Here is a 16,448-nt window from a genome sequence, read left to right on the forward strand (position 1 = left end):
CCTCACAAACTCGCCCTTTGGCTGGCCCGTGTGGCCGATTCCGGTTACTTGCCGGGCCGTTGTGTGAGTCAATCCTCACACGATGCCCCTTTGGAATGCCGGTACTGCTAGTCCCGACCGCCGGCATGGTCATTGTGTGAGTGAATCCTCACACACTCTCCCCTCGGGTTGTTGATATTGCTTGCCCTGACCCCTTGTCGGGTCGTTGTGTGAGCGGATTCTCACAAACTCGCCCTTCGGTTGGTCCGGATGATTGGTTTCAGTCGTTGGTGGGGCTGTTGTGTGAGTCAATCCTCACACGGTGGCCGCTCAGCTGATGCGGGTGGCTGGTTCTGGTCGTCGATCCGGTCACTGTGTGAGTCAATCCTCACACGATGCCCCTTTGGAATGCCGGTACTGCTAGTCCCGACCGCCGGCATGGTCATTGTGTGAGCTGATCCTCACAAACTCGCCCTTTGGCTGGCCCGTGTGGCCGATTCCGGTTACTTGCCGGGCCGTTGTGTGAGTCAATCCTCACACGATGACCCTTTGGAATGCCGGTACTGCTAGTCCCGACCGCCGGCATGGTCATTGTGTGAGCTGATCCTCACACACTCGCCCTTTGGCTGGCCCGTGTGGCCGATTCCGGTTACTTGCCGGGCCGTTGTGTGAGTCAATCCTCACACGATGCCCCTTTGGGATGCCGGTACTGCTAGCCCCGACCGCAGGCATGGTCATTGTGTGAGTGAATCCTCACAAACTCTCCCCTCGGGTTGTTGATATTGCTTGCCCTGACCCCTTGTCGGGTCATTGTGTGAGCTGATCCTCACAAACTCGCCCTTTGGCTGGCCCGTGTGGCCGATTCCGGTTACTTGTCAGGCCATTGTGCGAGCCAATCCTCACATAGTGGAGCCTTTGTGCTCCCATCCACTGCGACCTGTGTCGGCTCGGTGCTGGCGTTCGCATTCTTGTGGTATCGGAACTCCGGCATCTCGTTTATCTGTAGTACCTCGCGGACCGCATCTCAGCTATCTGTGTTCGCATATGCCTGATACCGCAAGTACAATCCGCGGAAAATCAACAACCCTACTGCAGGTATCTGCGGGTGACGAACACAGATAAGCGAGATAGCTTCCGGCAGGTACTACAGATACGGCAGATAGCCATACCGTATAGTACTCCGTTGTACCAAGCCGAATCCCGTCAGGCTTCGACTCCACCGCATTCACGCCCCACCGCCCCAGCCCCTGCAATACTCACGCCCCACAAAACTACGACCGCATCACACCTAGGCCCCGCCAAACGCAGCCCCTGCAACCCCCGCCCAGTCAAACCACCCCCGAAACACGATTGTGCGCTGATGGTTACGCGCCGTCCCGTCCGGCAACAGCGATGTTGCCCAAGAGGAACGGCGGGGAAATGTTCAATCCGCACAATGGTGCGCAACGCAACACCCCGGTATTGCACCGGAAACCATCATCTGGCGCAAACCGCTATCGATGAGACGCGCGTTTGATGCCGATGATTCGAATCGGCTCGAGCACAAGCCCAGGCTCAAGCCCAAGCTCAAGCCCAAGCTCAAGCATCAGTTTGATACCGGTTCCCGGGGAGGCGGATTGTTTGGGAAGCAGAAGAAAGGAAGCTATCATGACTGGATTCACAGATACCGGGCATGCGATGAACAATACCGCAGCAGGCCACGAAGCAGGCCATGCGTCAAGCCCGGACAACGAGCGGTTCAACCGCAAACACCACCACGCACGCATGCGTCGCCGCCGCTCCGCTCGCACGGCGACGATGCGCGCGACCGCACTGTTCGCCGCCGCCGCGTTCGGTCTGTCCGGCCTCGCTGCCTGCGGCTCGGGGGCATCCTCGTCATCAGGCTCATCCTCAGCCGATTCCGGGGCGTTGATGCTCGGCGGCTTCTTCCCTGAGACTGGCAGCCTGTCATACCTCGGCCCCGATACGGTCGCAGCGTTCAAGCTCGCCGTCAAGGATGTCAATGCGGCAGGCGGCGTGCTCGGCAAAGACGTGAACACCGCCATCGCCGATTCCTCAGACGCCGACCACGCCGACCAGAACACCTCCGGTGTGCAGTCGTTGCTCGCCAAGAAGCCGGGCGTCATCATCGGCTCGCCGTCCAGTTCGGTGACCAAGAACATCTACAAGCAGGCTTCCGGTTCCAAGGTCCCGGTTATTTCGGTCGGCGCCACATCGCCCAGCCTGTCCGGCATCGACGAGTATTTCTTCCGCACAATCGCCCCTGACGGCGTGCAGGGCGCGGTGATGGGCAACGTCATCGAACAGGATGGCGTGCAAAATCTCGCCATCGCGGTGTTCAACGACGAATACGGCACTGGGCTGCGCAAGGTGATCGTCAATACGCTCGCCGACAGCAATGTCAATATCGTCTACGGCAAGACCGAGACCTTCGACCCGACGGAGACGAATTTCTCGTCACTGGTGACCACGCTGAAAGCCTCCCACCCCGACGCAATTCTGGTGATTGCCTTCGATCAGACCAAAGCGTTGGTCAAGGAAATGATCAGCCAAGGCATCGATACCAACAAGCTGTACCTGACTGATGGCAACACCCAGGATTATTCGGGCGATTTCGACCCCGGTGTGTTGAAGGGCGATGCCGCAACGATTCCAGGCGCCGAAGCGAGTGACGAGTTCCAAAAACGCATCAAGTCCATTGATTCGTCGGTCAAGAACTTCACGTATGCGGCTGAAACCTATGACGCAGTAGTATTGTCCGCGCTCGCTGCCCAGAAGGGTGGCGCGGTTGACGGTGCGACGATCAAGGACAATCTGCCTGCGGTCTCCGGTGCGGATGGCGGCACGAAGTGCAAGAGCTACAAGGAGTGCCTGGCGCTGATCAAGGGCGGCAAATCCATTCAGTACCAAGGTCTGACCGGCATCGGCCCGTTCAACAAGGACCATGATCCGTCGAGCGCCAACATCGGCGTCTACAAGTTCGACGGCGATAACAAGCCGGTCTTCGACCACTTGCAATCCGGCAAGGTGGCGTGATTTCGGCGATACGCTCGGGTGACGGCGACAAGTTGCGCAGGCAGCTTGCCGCCGTTCGCTTGTTTGTTGGGGTTGTTGACGGTGTGATTTGGGTTGTTGGGAAGATCGGGTTGGTTCATGCAGCGGCCGGGATTCGTTGGGTAGAAATCCAGCAAAGATTGTAGAATAACCAAGTAATCAGGCAGGGGCTTGATATTACAGATGAGAAGGAGCTGTGATGACTTCGAAGAAGAAATTCGTGGGGATTTCAGTGGCGGCAGCCACACTGGTCAGCCCGGTCGCTGCTATGGCCGCCGAACCGGGGGATGTTGCGCTCGCTGATCAAAACATGACGCCTGTTAGTAGCAGCGTGCAGGGCGGCAATGTGTCTTCTGCCGACGGCTCGGCCGATACCTCTGCGCAAGATGACGTATCTGCTGCTTCATCTGTTCAGGCTCCCCAGACGCTTGATGAAGCGCAACAGCGTGCCGATTCCGCAAACGCGGCTTTCGCTGAAGCCCAGAAACAGGAAGCAGACGCCCGTGCCGCGGCTGAAGCTGCATCGAAAGCACAGACGCAAGCCCAGCAGCAGGCGTCTGATGCCGCAGCAAGCCAGCAGGCTGCACAGCAGGCGCTGAACGATGCTGAAGCCAAGATTAAGCAGGCTACAGCCGATTTTCCGCAGGCGCAGGATTCCGTGAAGAGCACCCAGGCCGCCCAGCAGGCCGCCCAGCAGCAGGCTGACGCCGCATCCAGCGCCCAGCAAGCTGCAGCGACGGCGCAAACCAAGGCAGCTGAGCAGGCGGACAATGCAAATGCCCAACTCCAGCAGGCCCAGGCGGCGCAGAAGTCGGCTCAGCAGCAGGCTGATGCCGCCAATCAGCAGCTTGAACAAGCCACCGCGAATGCCGTTGATGCCAATGATCCGGCGAAGACCGCTTCCGCACAGCAGCAGCTTGCCGATGGAACCAACGAGAAGGCGCAGGCCGAGTCCGCGGCGCAATCAGCCCAACAGTCGGCCAAGACCGCGCAGACCAAAGCCGATGATGCACAGTCTGCTGCCACAACCGCTCAGCAGCAGGCCGAGTCCGCGGCTCAAACCGTGAAGACGCTTGAATCGCAGGCTGGAACCTCTCAGAGTGCATCCGACAACCTCAAGCAGACTCAGCAAGCCCAGCAGGAGGCAGCTGCGAAGCTCGCCGCAGCTCAGCAGGCTTCCGCCGAGGCTGCGAAGAATGCAGCGCAGGCCAAGGCCGCAAAGACCGCCGCTGATCAGGCTGCAGCCGCTGCCAAGGCCGATGCCGATGCGAAGAAGGTGGCGGCTGACGAATCATCCAAGAAGCTTCAGCAGGGCGCTTTGGCGTACTTCACCGATAAGGGCCAGTCGTATGCGGCCCAAGTGCTGACCGATACCACGGAGAATCCGTATGCTTCGGCGACACAGATCGGCAATGCCAAGGATGCGACATCGTTCGACAACATGATCACTGCCTTGAACTACATCAAGGAAGGCAACAAGCTGCGTCAGTCTGACGACCAGTTCCCCGGCAGGAATGCGCTCACGGTGTCTGATACCTTGATGGCTATAGGCATGACGAACGCGAATTACGCATCCGTAAAACGGGGTCATACAAAGCTGTATAACGCTGGTGAAAACCTTTCATATGGATATCCAGATCCGTTCGATGGGTGGTATACCGAAGAGAAGAAGTCGTATATCGATAACGATGGTCAAGAAACCGGACACTATCTGAACATCGTAGATTCAGGTTATCAGACCACAGGGTTCGGCCATAGCGGGTATGCCGCGCATTGGGAAGACGATCCGCGTCCGTTCCTCCCCCTGTTAGATGCTCAAGAGTTCTGCTCTTCAAGTGATGTGCTATACAAGCGCGGCGATTTCACGAAGGAATATTCCCTCGGCCGTGTCATGAGCGTCGATGACTATCTCAAGGACGTGCAACAGTACCGCGCAATGCTTGAACAGGCACCTGCCGCTTACCAGGCTGCGCTGGCGACATATCAGTCCAAGCAGAAGGATGCCGTGGCTGCCGCGAACGCTCTGGATTCCGCGAATGCCAAGGCTGCGGCTGCCGCGAGCGATGTGACCTCCGCACAGGCGGACAAGACCGCTGCAGACAAGAAGGTCGCACAAGCCCAAGCGGCTGCCCACGCCGGCGAATCCGCTGATTCCCAGTTGCAGCAGAAACTCACTCAGGCAAGGGCTGATTACGCAGCGAAGCAGGTAGCGGCAACGTCGGCTGCTGCGGCAGCTGCAACCGCAAAGACGGATAGTGAGGCGGCGCAGCAACAGTATGCGAAGGCTTTGCAGGCTGTGAAGGCGGCACAAGACAAGATCGACGCGGCGAACGCCACGCTTGCCGCATACCAGACGGCCAAGCAACAGCTCGCGACTGCCCAGCAGAAGGCGGATGCGGCTAATGCGGTATTGCGTCAAGCCAACGAGAAGTCCACTCAGGCGAAACAGGCTGCCGATGCCGCTGCCGAGCCTCTGCGCGAGGCGAATGCCACGCTTGCTGACGCCAACAAGCGTTTGGCTGATGCCCAGTCCGCCCTCAAGCAGGCGCAAGACGACTACCAGGCGGCACAGCAGAAGCTTGCTTCGCTCAAGGGCATTGTCGATTCTGCGGACGCCACCTTGGCTAATGCGCGGAAGGCTGTTCAGGATGCGCAATCGAGCAAGAAGGCGGCAGACCAGCGAGTGCAGGAAACCCAAGATGCGCTGAAAGCCGCTCAAGAGCAGCTCAAGACCGCTGAAGAACAGTCTGGTAACGCGGCAGCGCAGAAGGCAATTGCTGATCTGTGGCTGAATCAGTTCAAGGCGGCTCAGGCCGCGGTGGATGCCGCTCGTGAAGCAGCACAGAAGCAAGCTGAAGCCGCCAAGCAGTCCAACACGCCGGCGCGGCATGCAGCAGCATCAGCTTCGACTGCTGCTTCTTCTGCCACGGGGAAGGCCAAGCCGTCGGATGGCGAGCTTGCCCATACTGGAGCCGATATGACTGCCTCGTTGCTGGCGCTGGCGGCTTTTGCCGGTGCAGGTGCTGTGCTGAGCGTTGCCAAGAAGACCGGCAAACATCAGGATCGCTGGTAAACAGACCGGCGTGCTGACTTGCGCGTGCTGACCTGCTTTGTAGCAGGTAGCTGCATGACCTTCCCGCACTCGGAGTCTCAAGTATGTGTCAATGCTTGCGACCCGGAGTGCGGGAAGTGTCATATTGTGGCCGGTATGAATGGGCGGGCAAGGCTGTCGTACTCGTCCGATAGATTGAATCCGGGGCAAGCTGGGGAGCGGCGACGGAGATGTCATGAACATCGGACACATCGATAACGGGCAGGGGGAGCCATGGACCGTGGGCGGAAGCAATATCGGCAATATCAGCAGTATCGGCGGCGTCAGCAGTATCAGCAGTATCAACGGTTTCGGGAGTCTTCGCGGTCTCAGTCTCCTCGGGCATCGCAACGGTTTCGGCGATTTCACTGGCATCGGCGGCAACATCTTTCATCGGGGCGTTTCAGCCGCCCGCGTTTCGCGAGTCTGCGGGCGAGATGCCTGATTGTCATCGTTGTGGTCGCGTGCTTCGGTTTTGCGGTCGGTTTGGCTCTGCCGTACGTGAGTCCGCCGGCAGCGCGGATCACCGGAGAATACGTGGCGACTGGCCCGGTCGCCGATGTGTTGCGCACGCTCGTGGTGAATGCCCGGCAATCCGGCAAAGGGTACGAGCGCGACGAATTCGGGTATCGCCAGACCGACGATGACGGGAACGGTTGTGACATCCGCGACGATATTCTCGCGCGGGACTTGCATGATGTGCGCTTCACCGTAGCGGGTGGCTGCGTTGTGCGGTCCGGCACGCTCGAAGACCCGTATACCGGCCGCACGATTGCTTTCGTACGCGGCGCACAATCAAGCACCGCCGTCCAGATTGACCATGTGGTTGCCTTGGAGAATGCCTGGCGTTCCGGCGCATTCCGGTGGAACCGTGCACAGCGGTATCATTTCGGCAATGATCCGTTGAATCTGCTAGCAGTCGATGGTCCTGCGAATGAGGAGAAGGGGGCGGCGTCCGCGGCATACTGGTTGCCGACGAATGCTGAGTTCCGCTGCACGTATGTGGCGTTGCAGGTCGCGGTGAAGGCCAAATATGGGCTGAGTGTGACGCCACAGGAACGTGAGGCGATGGCCGCGGTGCTGCGAGGATGTCCGAATCAGCAGATTCCGACCCAGCAGACACGGTGAACTTCGGATTCGCGCTGATTGCTGTTAGGACAAGTTGGCGGATGCGGTGGTGGCAGGCGGTGGTTCATGCGGGTGGGGTGTTGTTGATGGACTGTATCGGATATTCACGTCTGATCTCTGATTTGGTCCGTGCAGCGGGTTGGTTTTGGGGTCCGCGCGGTCGGGTGGTGTAGGGTGATTGGCTTGGTTCCGGGGTTTCGGGTTGATGGTGGTGTTGGCGACCGGTCTGTGTTCGGTGGAGCGGTTGGACTGAATCGGATATCGGCGGCTGGTTCTCGATTCAGGCCAGGCGTCTGCTGTATCCGGGTTGTGCGAGGCAATGATGACCGGTGGGAATCGTTGGAATTCCGCGGCTTGGTGCGTGTGGTCGATGATGCCTGACGGGTCGGAGGTCCTTGTCCGGTGGTGTTCCGTGGACTGGTTCCGAGTCCGGCATTTGATTTCCGATTTGGTCCGTGAAACGGGCTGGCCCCGTACGCAGAGTCGGACGAGGCCTGTTCCAGAATGGCTTGGTTCTGCGATTTTCTGTCGGGTACGCTACGGAGTGGTAGCCCGGCATCGCCTTGTGTGGCCGATGCATGCGACCTGAGTCGGATTTCAACATCCAATCTCTGATTTGGGCCCTGCGGATGGTTTGCCCGGGCGCAATGCGAAGCGGTCGGCATCGTGATGGATCGGCCCAATGGATATTGCGGTCACCAGATGCGAATCGAGCTGGTTTCAAACATAAGGATTCATCGACGGCCCCAGATTCTGTATGTGTGCGAGTCGAATCGGTGAAGTGCATGACGGGATAATCGGACACTTCGCTCCCGATTTCAGGCGCGTGCGTGTCAAGCTGTCCGATTCCGGGCAAGGCCCAAGATTTATTCTCCGATTCCTCTGTCCCGGCGTTCACGTTTCGGCGCTCATCCTGGCATCCTTCTCCACCGGCCAACGGCGTGTCGCCTTGCGGCGCAAGGGCTGGAGGCCGCATGCCGGTCCATGTTACACAGCGTTACAAACCGGACCTATAACACTAACGGACTCGTGAGGCGGTCACCCCGCCGGCACGACAATGAATATGAGATATCACGACGAGACATGAGAGCTGGTTGAACATGAACGAGTCGGAACATCGGGGAAAGAATACGGATACAGCCGCCCACAAGGCGCAGCTGGATCCGAATCAGTCAGTACGCGGACGCGTGGGTGGCAAATTGCCCGCGGGAGCATCGGCAGCGCAGAGAACCGGGCGCGCACCACACCCTCAGCCCACCCAACCCGCACACCCTCAGCCCACTCAATCCCACACCCAACCCCAACCACACCACCACGGCCATGCGCTCGCCTCGATCCTCGGCCCGGCTTTCGTCGCCGCGGTCGCCTACGTGGACCCGGGCAATGTGGCTGCCAACATCACTTCGGGCGCCCGCTACGGCTATCTGCTGGTGTGGGTGCTGGTGCTGGCGAACCTCATGAGCGTGCTGATCCAGTATCAGAGCGCGAAACTCGGCATCGTGACCGGCAAGTCGCTCCCGCAGATCCTCGGCGAACGGATGAGCGACGCCGGCCGATACATGTTCTTCATGCAGGCCGAGGTGATTGCGATTGCAACGGATCTCGCGGAAGTCATCGGCGGAGCAATCGCACTGCGCCTGCTGTTCGGCCTGCCGCTGTTCTGGGGCGGTTGCGTAATCGGCGTGGTGTCAACGGTTCTGCTGTGGTTCCAAGGCGGTCGCACGCATCGTGTGTTTGAGAAAATCGTCATCGCGATGCTGCTGGTGATCACCTTCGGCTTCATCACCGGCCTGTTCGTCGACCCGCCGAACGGCGGTGATGTGCTCTCCGGTTTGATTCCGCGGTTCCGTGGCGCGGATTCGGTGCTGATGGCGTCGTCGATTCTGGGCGCGACAGTTATGCCGCATGCGATTTATCTCCACTCGACGCTGGTGAACGATCATTATGCTCCAGACGAAGAAAAACCGGACACCAGACAGTTGCTGCGCGGCTCCAGGATTGATGTGGTGTGGGCGCTCGCGTTGGCGGGCACGGTGAATCTTGCGCTGCTTGTGTTGGCAGCTAATTCGCTGTACGGCATGAAGGGCACGGACACCATCGAGGGCGCCCAGCATGCGATTGAGATGGCGCTCGGCCCGGCGGTGGGAACGATTTTCTCAATCGGCCTGCTTGCTTCGTCGCTGTCGTCGACTTCGGTGGGCACATACGCCGGCTCCGAAATCATGCGCGGACTGCTGCATATTCACGCGCCGATGTGGGCGTGCCGCATTGTGACGCTGGTCCCGGCACTGGTCGTGCTGTGGTTTTCTGCGAATCCGACGTATACGTTGGTGATCGGTCAGGTGGTGTTGTCGATTGGTATTCCCTTCGCGATTATCCCGCTGATGCGGTACACCCGTGACCGCGGGCTGATGGGGGAGTACCGCGATGGTTTGTTCAAGCATGTAGTGTTCCTGCTTGTTGCGGTGTTGATCATCGCGTTGAACGTGGTGTTGGTATATCTCACGATGACTGGTCAGAACTGAGACAAGCGTGCCCGCCCGACATCGGCGGCCCCGAGGCATGGCTTCAGCTTACCTGCTGCGTCGCCGTCGGCTCAATCTCCGGCACCCCCATGCGACCGCATCCGCTTGATTGCGTACTGCGCCGCCTCCCGCGCCGAGCCTGCGCCTCGCCCGTGCACGCCGAACATCACGAGCAGCAGCTGCGCGAGCACGAAGCAGGCGCTGATGCGCAGCGTCCATTTCACGCCGTCGATGTTGGCGAGTGTCGATCCCAGCCCACCTTCGTGGAACACCCGCGTCAGGGTTTCCATGGTGATGACCATAACCGGCGCGCCGATGGCCCCGGCTATCTGACGCACGGTGTTGGTGACAGCCGATCCCGCGGACACCTCCTGCCGGGCGAGGCAGTTAAGCGACCATGTGGTGACGGGCATGAGCACCAGACCCATGCCGATCTGGCGTGTGAATTGCGAGATGGATACCCACCAGATCCACGTATCGGTGCCGATCATGCTCATCATGATGGTGCCGATCAGCAGTGTGGCCGATCCGACCAGTGCAACGGGCCGCGCCCCAAAACGGTCGAGCAGCCGGCCTCCGCAGAATTGCGCGATGCACTGGCCGATGGCGCCCGGCAGCATGATCAGGCCGCTCATGGTTGCGCTATATCCGCGGTCGTTTTGGATGTACAGCGGAATGATCACCATAATCGAGCTGAATGCGAAGAAACTCAGTGCAGCGCAGATGGTGCCCACGGTGAAGCTCTTGTTGCGCAGGACGCCAAGGTTGAGCAATGCCGGTCGCGGCGCCGGGAATCCGGATGGAACACGTGCCGATTCGCCTGACGCTGCGGCGGAAGCCGTACGTCCGCTGTTCCGCGCGTCTGCGCGTCCGTTCATACCCACAGTAGCGCCTGCCACGGTAACGCCGGTCTTGCTCTGGGCATTGGCGTTCTCCACACGCTCCCACGCCCGGTACGCGGCTGCCATGTGAATCTGCCGCATCACGAACCAGATGATGCCGGCGATGCCCACAAGAATTGGCACCCAGACCAGCGGATGCGTGAATGCGTGCGCCTCGATGTTCGTGAATCCGAACATCAACCCGCCGAAACCGAAGATGGAGAGGCATACGGAGAAGAAGTCCGCTTTCGTGCTGCGGTCGGTGACTCCGAAGTTGTGCAGCCCGAAGAAGGCCAGCAGCACCGAAGCCGCGCCGATGACCGTCAACGTCATGAAAATCGAGCGCCATCCGTTCGCATCGGTCTGCCACCCGCCAATCACCGGTCCGATGGCCGGTGCGACGCTCATCGCCATGCCGACGGTCCCCATGGCGAATCCGCGACGGGACAACGGGTAGATGGAGAAGACGGTAATCTGCAGAACCGGCCACATGACGCCCGTGCCAATGGCTTCAAGGATCCGCCCGAGCAATACAATCACGAAGGTCGGGCCAAGCCAGGCAAGTACTGAACCGGCGGTGAACACGAGCATGGAGGTGATGACGATCTGCCGGGTTGTGAACCGCCTGGTGAGATATGCGGTCAGCGGCACCATGACGCCCATGACCAGCTGGAACACCGAGGTGAGCCATTGCCCGGTGGTGACGCTGATGTGGAATTCCTTGACGATGGTGGGCAGCGCCGAACTGAGTTGCAGCTGGGTGAAATTGCCGACGAAGGTGATAAAGGTCAGAATGATCAGCGAAATGAACGCGGTTCGGCTCAGATGCCCGTCCACGTATGCGTCCGCGGAATCGAGCGGCTTGCCGACATTGTTGCCGACTTTCCTGCCGATTCGTTTGCCTCCAATTCGCTGGTCCGTCGTCGCGTTCCTGCCTGCCAAGGATTGTCGCCTGTCATCGTCTCTCCTGCTCAATACCTCACCTGTTTCGCCAGTTCATCGTCACGCCGTGTGGCACCTCTCCCGGGTGTCGCGTACCTGTGTTTCCTAATTGCCTTGGAACTTTCCATGATAGTCATGCCGGCGCACAACGACAGTGGGCGGCTGCCCAAGCCTTATGCCCGAGCAACCGCCCACTGGAAGCTATAGCGGAATGCCGTGATACGTCCCCTTCCCGGCGCGTCAAGACTTCCCGCAAGAGTGAATGGGATCGAACCGGTTATCCCGCGATACCGGTCACTTGACAGGTTCGATTCCGCGCATTGATTTCGATTGGTCTAATTGGCAAGATCGGTCTGATTGACCTAACTGACCTGACCAGCCCGACCAGCCAATCGTCTGAATCAGTAAGTGAATCAGTAAGACCCGGTGCCTTTCAGCACCGCCGAAACCGTCTTGAACAGAATCGCGATATCTCCAGTAATCGACCAGTTTTCGACGTAGGAGACGTCAAGACGCTCAGATTCTTCTTGGCTCAGGTCGCTACGCCCCGAAACCTGCCATGGCCCGGTGATGCCTGGCTTGACGAGCAGTCGTGTGGAGTACAGCGCGTTGTATTCGTCGACCTCATACTGCTGTTGTGGTCGTGGTCCAACCAAGCTCATATCACCTTTGAAGACATTGAAGAACTGCGGGAATTCGTCCAATGATGTCTTGCGGATGAAATGGCCGAATTTGGTGATACGTGGGTCATCCTTTGGCTTGAACAGGATGCCGTGTTCAGCGCCCATCTCCTGGGCAAGTTTCTTGTCTTCCTTGTCCGCGTTGACACGCATGGACCGGAATTTGTACAGCGTGAAAGGCCTGCCGTACAGGCCGATGCGCTGCTGCTTGTAAATTGCAGGGCCGCCGTCCTCGTGGTGCACGCGGAACGCTACATATGCCATGATTGGCGAGCTGATGATGATGGCGATCGTCGAAAGGATGATGTCGAAGATGCGCTTGAGAATCCTGGTCTTGAGGCTGTACTGCGGCAGATATGCGGTCAGCACCGACAGAGACGTCTCATTGCGCATGTTGAGCGTGGCCCCACCGATATCCGCGACCTTCGTGGTCAAAGCAAGTTCGATGCCCATGGATTCCACGGCCAGAGAAAGCGTGCGCATGGTTTCCGAGTCGCGGGTGAGCACATCGCTGATGAGCACGGTTTGTGCGTTGAGCCGTTTTGCGGCTTGCGGCAGGTGGGAGTTCAGTGGCAGGACCTTCAGCTTCCGCTCGAAATCGGTTTGCGCCTCGAACGGTACGGAGACGAGATGCTGTGGCGAATCCGCGTCAGGGGATTTGTAGATGGCCGTGATGGGGCAGATCGCGATGGGGTCATAACCGAGGGAATTGTTTTCTCCAAGGTTGGCGATGGTCTCACGGATACCGTCCGGGGAACCGACGATGACGGTCGGATAGTTGTATTCGCCGTTCCTGCGGTTGCGGTGAAGCGACCGGCGCATCAGCCAGCGTTCGATGATTAACAGCAGCAACGTGAAAATCGGCACCAGGAAGGTGAAGGTGCGGGGAATGCCCAGCTTGAAGATGTACGTGGCGGTGCACAGCATGACGAAATTCAGCAGCTGGGCGTTGATGAGCTTGGTGTACAGTTCGTAGCCTTCGCCCATGGTGTGTCGCTCGTAGCTCTTGCACAGGTACAGGCAGATTAGGTTTGAGACGCACACAATCGCTAGGAATCCGATGACCCCGTCGATTGGCTCGTGGCTGGCAAGCAGCGAGTGATATGCATCGCGGTTGAACAGGAATACCAAGCAGCATGCGAGCAAGGCCATCACGGTATCAAGTACGACAAGCGTCGTGTTGTACACGTACCGCCAGCGGGGAATGGTGTACCCCAGCGGAGGATGGGTGTTGCCGGTGCGATGCAGAACGCCTTGGTCGTCAGGCGTGAAATACGATCCATCGAAGAACGATGTTTCACGGCTTCGCTCGGATGACTCGATCCGACTGGTCTGCCCTGGGTGGGCGGCGCCGGATGCGGCTACACGTGGCTTGCTTTTCGCGGCCGGGGGAGCAGGAATGTCCTGCACACGCTGGTCACGGGATTGCACTGCGGTTGTGGAGCTTTCCCGAGCTGGCATCTTCTGTACTCTCCTGTCTGTAAGCGTCTTGTTATGCCTCCCCCCCCCCTATCCATGCTTGAAGAAGTATGGACCGTTTCGGCTCTTGAATATCGAACCGGTTTGTAGGGCTCACGGCATGTTCTGGGGTCGAGTATACCCTGACCCTGAACGACAAATTGGTAGCTTCTCATGTTTGCGATATCAATCCAACACATTGCCCTGCAATGTTGTTTCATTGTGTCGTCATAGGTGTTTCAATAGCATGTTTTCGATGATTGCTGAAATTCATAGAGTTCATCCGAGGTCTCTTTCCCTTTTTTCCCCCAAGCCCCGGTCGAGATGGTCTTCTATATGGTCGTTCACAAAGACGTGCCATCCCGGTAGAATGGTGGCTTATAGGTCTTCCCCAAGAAGACTCCCAGCCGTGAAAAGGGTAGGTCGTATGCAGATTGTGTTCGTGTGCACCGGTAATATTTGCCGCTCGCCCATGGGCGAGTTGCTGTTGTCCCGCTACCTTTCCGGCACTTCCATCACGGTGAGCAGCGCCGGCACCAAGGGCTTGCCCATGCATCCCATCGATCCGTCGAGCGCCCGGCTCATGTCCAGCATTGGCATTGATTCCAGTGGCTTCCGTTCGCGGCGTCTGACCAGACAGATCGCGCAGGAGGCCGATTTGATTCTGTGCTTCGAGGCTTCACAGCGTAAAGATATTGTGACCCTTGCGCCAACGGCGGTTCGCTACACCTTCGTGCTTACGGAATTCGCTGCGCTATGCCAATATTGCGCCGAGCACGGCATGGTACAGGGCCGTACCATCCAGGAACGGCTCAATTCGGTGATCAGTCTAGCGCCGATGGTCCGCCCGATGCTCCCGCCATCCGCGGACATCGAAGACCCGCATGGCAAGGAATTCGACAAGTTCCGCATCGCCGCCAACCAGACCAATGCCGCGTTGCGCACGATTCTCACCAGCATGCGCAAGCATTATGGCGTTATGGCGGCCCCGCAGCGCACGCAAATTATGTGGCAGGGGCTTACAGCCACCGTCTGAGAGGCGTGTTCGGGGCGGTTCAAGGTGTGCCTGAAGTGTCCCGACGCTCGCTGAACCGCATACGTTCGGCTTCATGCGCAGCTGTGCCGCAGAGCATCCACGCAAACCTCGCCGTATATTCTTGTTTCGTGAGACTTCTGTAACACCGTCTGTCACACTCGCCGCTGGTGCACTAAGGTGGTCGCATGTCGTTTCCGGGGAGTTCGCGGCAGGCCGCATGGCAAGAACGCGGGGTTTCGCGCGGATTTCGCAGGGAATCTCGCGTCCTGGAATCAAGGAATCATGGAACGAGGTATGGCATGGGTGATGTCCAGCAGCTGTATGACCAGGTCGACACCGATCAGGATTTGTACGGCGATTGGCAGCGTGAGGATTCCCTGCGTGCACGCCCGTTGTTCACCGTCTTGTGGCTGATCACGCTTGCGGTGATCGGCATCATGGTCCTGCGCATGACTCCTAACGGTCTTGACGGCAAGAAATACATCCCTGTGGTGGTCGCGTTCGTGCCGTGGATGGCGTGCGTTTCAGCGGTTACGCTGGTGTGCGCGTTGATCGGGCGTCGTCGGGCGCTCGCGGTGGTGTGCACGTTGTGCTTGCTGACCCAATTGTGCTGGCATTGGGGGTATATCTGGACGTCAGATGAGCGTACCCACGAACTGCCGTCGGTATCGAGCCTCACGGGCGGTTCCGCGGACCGGTATGCCCGCGTCATGACCTTGAACACCAAGAACGGCTTGGCCGATGCCCAGCAAATCGTACGCACGGTACGCGAGGAGCATGTCGAGGTGCTGACCTTGCAGGAGGCGAATACTGGCCTGTTGCAGCGTCTGGCGGCCGCCGGGCTGGGTAGTGCGCTGCCGTACTCGGTGGTGGCCGCGCCGACTGGCCATGACAACGGCGGGGTGAACGTGCTGTACACCGCAGCGAAGCCTGTCAGCACGACCGGCGATTTAATCCCCATCGAAGCATCCAGCGTGCCGTCGGCATGCGTGCGCATGGCATCGAGAACGGTGTGCTTCGGCAGCGTGCACCCCTTCTCTCCTCGGCCCAGAAATCAGGGCCTGTGGAACAGTGGCCTTGACAGCATCGCGAAGTTGCAGTCGAATGCCCGCCTGTTCGTGCTTATGGGTGATTTCAACTCCACGTGGGACCATGCGAGCTTCCGTTTCCTGCTGGGTGACCGCTTCGTTGACGCCGGCGAGCAGAACGGCTCATGGTTCCATATGACGTATCCGTCGAATATCACCTTGTTCGGCGGTCGGGTCAAGGTGCCGTCACTGGTGGAGATCGACCATATCGTGCATGATCGCAGTGTCGTGGTCGGGGATCTGGAGACGGTGACGATTGCCGGCTCTGATCACAAGGCCCTGCTCGGCACGCTTGATGTCGAGGACTGAACGAAACAGGCAAGCAGAGACCGGCAGTATGCATGCAAATCTTATGCAAACGTTACATTCCCGTATTTCGAATATCCGCGCATATTTGTCTGAAACGTTGGTGCTGAATATTCGGCAGCGGTGATGAAAATTGCAATACCGGCATGGCATGTTGCAACGCCGTATTGTCATGTTTCACCCCGGTGATTCAACACGCCCGGCGTGTCGAAATCGCTTTGACAACATATTTGGCGTTTCTGTTGCGAATGGAGAGAACCGTTTGAAGGCCCGGCGATGC

Annotated in this window: 10 protein-coding genes; 6 read left to right on the forward strand and 4 right to left on the reverse strand. The window is 58.9% G+C overall.

The features are described 5' to 3' along the window. Window positions 1-1,472 precede the first annotated feature (1,472 nt). Window positions 1,473-1,628: a hypothetical protein gene (locus CQR48_RS09095; protein WP_180334492.1), complete on the reverse strand. Its 156-nt coding sequence runs from the start codon at window positions 1,626-1,628 to the stop codon at window positions 1,473-1,475. 148 nt (window positions 1,629-1,776) lie between these two features. Between CQR48_RS09095 and CQR48_RS01820 the strand changes: the two genes are divergently transcribed. Together CQR48_RS01820 and CQR48_RS01825 are read left to right on the forward strand one after the other, a co-directional pair. Beyond that, on the forward strand, window positions 1,777-3,015 hold the full coding sequence (locus tag CQR48_RS01820; RefSeq protein ID WP_180334501.1) for an ABC transporter substrate-binding protein: 1,239 nt from the start codon (window positions 1,777-1,779) through the stop codon (window positions 3,013-3,015). A gap of 217 nt (window positions 3,016-3,232) precedes the next feature. After that, complete coding sequence (locus CQR48_RS01825) at window positions 3,233-6,106, forward strand: CAP domain-containing protein (protein ID WP_101451789.1); 2,874 nt, start codon at window positions 3,233-3,235, stop codon at window positions 6,104-6,106. An 88-nt stretch (window positions 6,107-6,194) separates the two neighbouring features. On the opposite strand, the gene CQR48_RS01830 is transcribed toward CQR48_RS01825, so the two are convergent. Beyond that, window positions 6,195-6,518, reverse strand: a complete 324-nt coding sequence (locus CQR48_RS01830) for a hypothetical protein (protein WP_101451790.1) — start codon at window positions 6,516-6,518, stop codon at window positions 6,195-6,197. 32 nt (window positions 6,519-6,550) lie between these two features. Here CQR48_RS01830 and CQR48_RS01835 point away from each other — a divergent pair, with 32 nt between their 5' ends. Both CQR48_RS01835 and CQR48_RS01840 read left to right on the forward strand, forming a co-directional pair. Beyond that, window positions 6,551-7,252 carry an HNH endonuclease family protein gene (locus CQR48_RS01835; RefSeq protein WP_180334502.1) on the forward strand — a complete coding sequence of 234 codons (702 nt, stop codon included), beginning with the start codon at window positions 6,551-6,553 and terminating at the stop codon, window positions 7,250-7,252. 1,100 nt (window positions 7,253-8,352) lie between these two features. Then, entirely contained in the window at window positions 8,353-9,777 is a 1,425-nt protein-coding gene (locus CQR48_RS01840) for an Nramp family divalent metal transporter (protein ID WP_101451792.1), read from the forward strand. 71 nt (window positions 9,778-9,848) lie between these two features. On the opposite strand, the gene CQR48_RS01845 is transcribed toward CQR48_RS01840, so the two are convergent. Both CQR48_RS01845 and CQR48_RS01850 read right to left on the reverse strand, forming a co-directional pair. After that, window positions 9,849-11,552 carry an MDR family MFS transporter gene (locus tag CQR48_RS01845; RefSeq protein WP_101451816.1) on the reverse strand — a complete coding sequence of 568 codons (1,704 nt, stop codon included), beginning with the start codon at window positions 11,550-11,552 and terminating at the stop codon, window positions 9,849-9,851. Window positions 11,553-12,013: 461 nt separating this feature from the next. Then, window positions 12,014-13,741 (reverse strand): sugar transferase, encoded by a 1,728-nt coding sequence (locus tag CQR48_RS01850; RefSeq protein ID WP_101451793.1) that lies wholly within the window; start codon window positions 13,739-13,741, stop codon window positions 12,014-12,016. Window positions 13,742-14,165: 424 nt separating this feature from the next. Between CQR48_RS01850 and CQR48_RS01855 the strand changes: the two genes are divergently transcribed. Both CQR48_RS01855 and CQR48_RS01860 read left to right on the forward strand, forming a co-directional pair. Then, on the forward strand, window positions 14,166-14,774 hold the full coding sequence (locus CQR48_RS01855) for an arsenate reductase/protein-tyrosine-phosphatase family protein (RefSeq protein ID WP_101451794.1): 609 nt from the start codon (window positions 14,166-14,168) through the stop codon (window positions 14,772-14,774). 299 nt (window positions 14,775-15,073) lie between these two features. Next, window positions 15,074-16,171 (forward strand): endonuclease/exonuclease/phosphatase family protein, encoded by a 1,098-nt coding sequence (locus CQR48_RS01860; RefSeq protein ID WP_101451795.1) that lies wholly within the window; start codon window positions 15,074-15,076, stop codon window positions 16,169-16,171. Window positions 16,172-16,448 lie beyond the last annotated feature (277 nt).

It is taken from the genome of Bifidobacterium thermophilum (assembly GCF_002846655.1).
GTDB lineage: Bacteria > Actinomycetota > Actinomycetes > Actinomycetales > Bifidobacteriaceae > Bifidobacterium > Bifidobacterium thermophilum.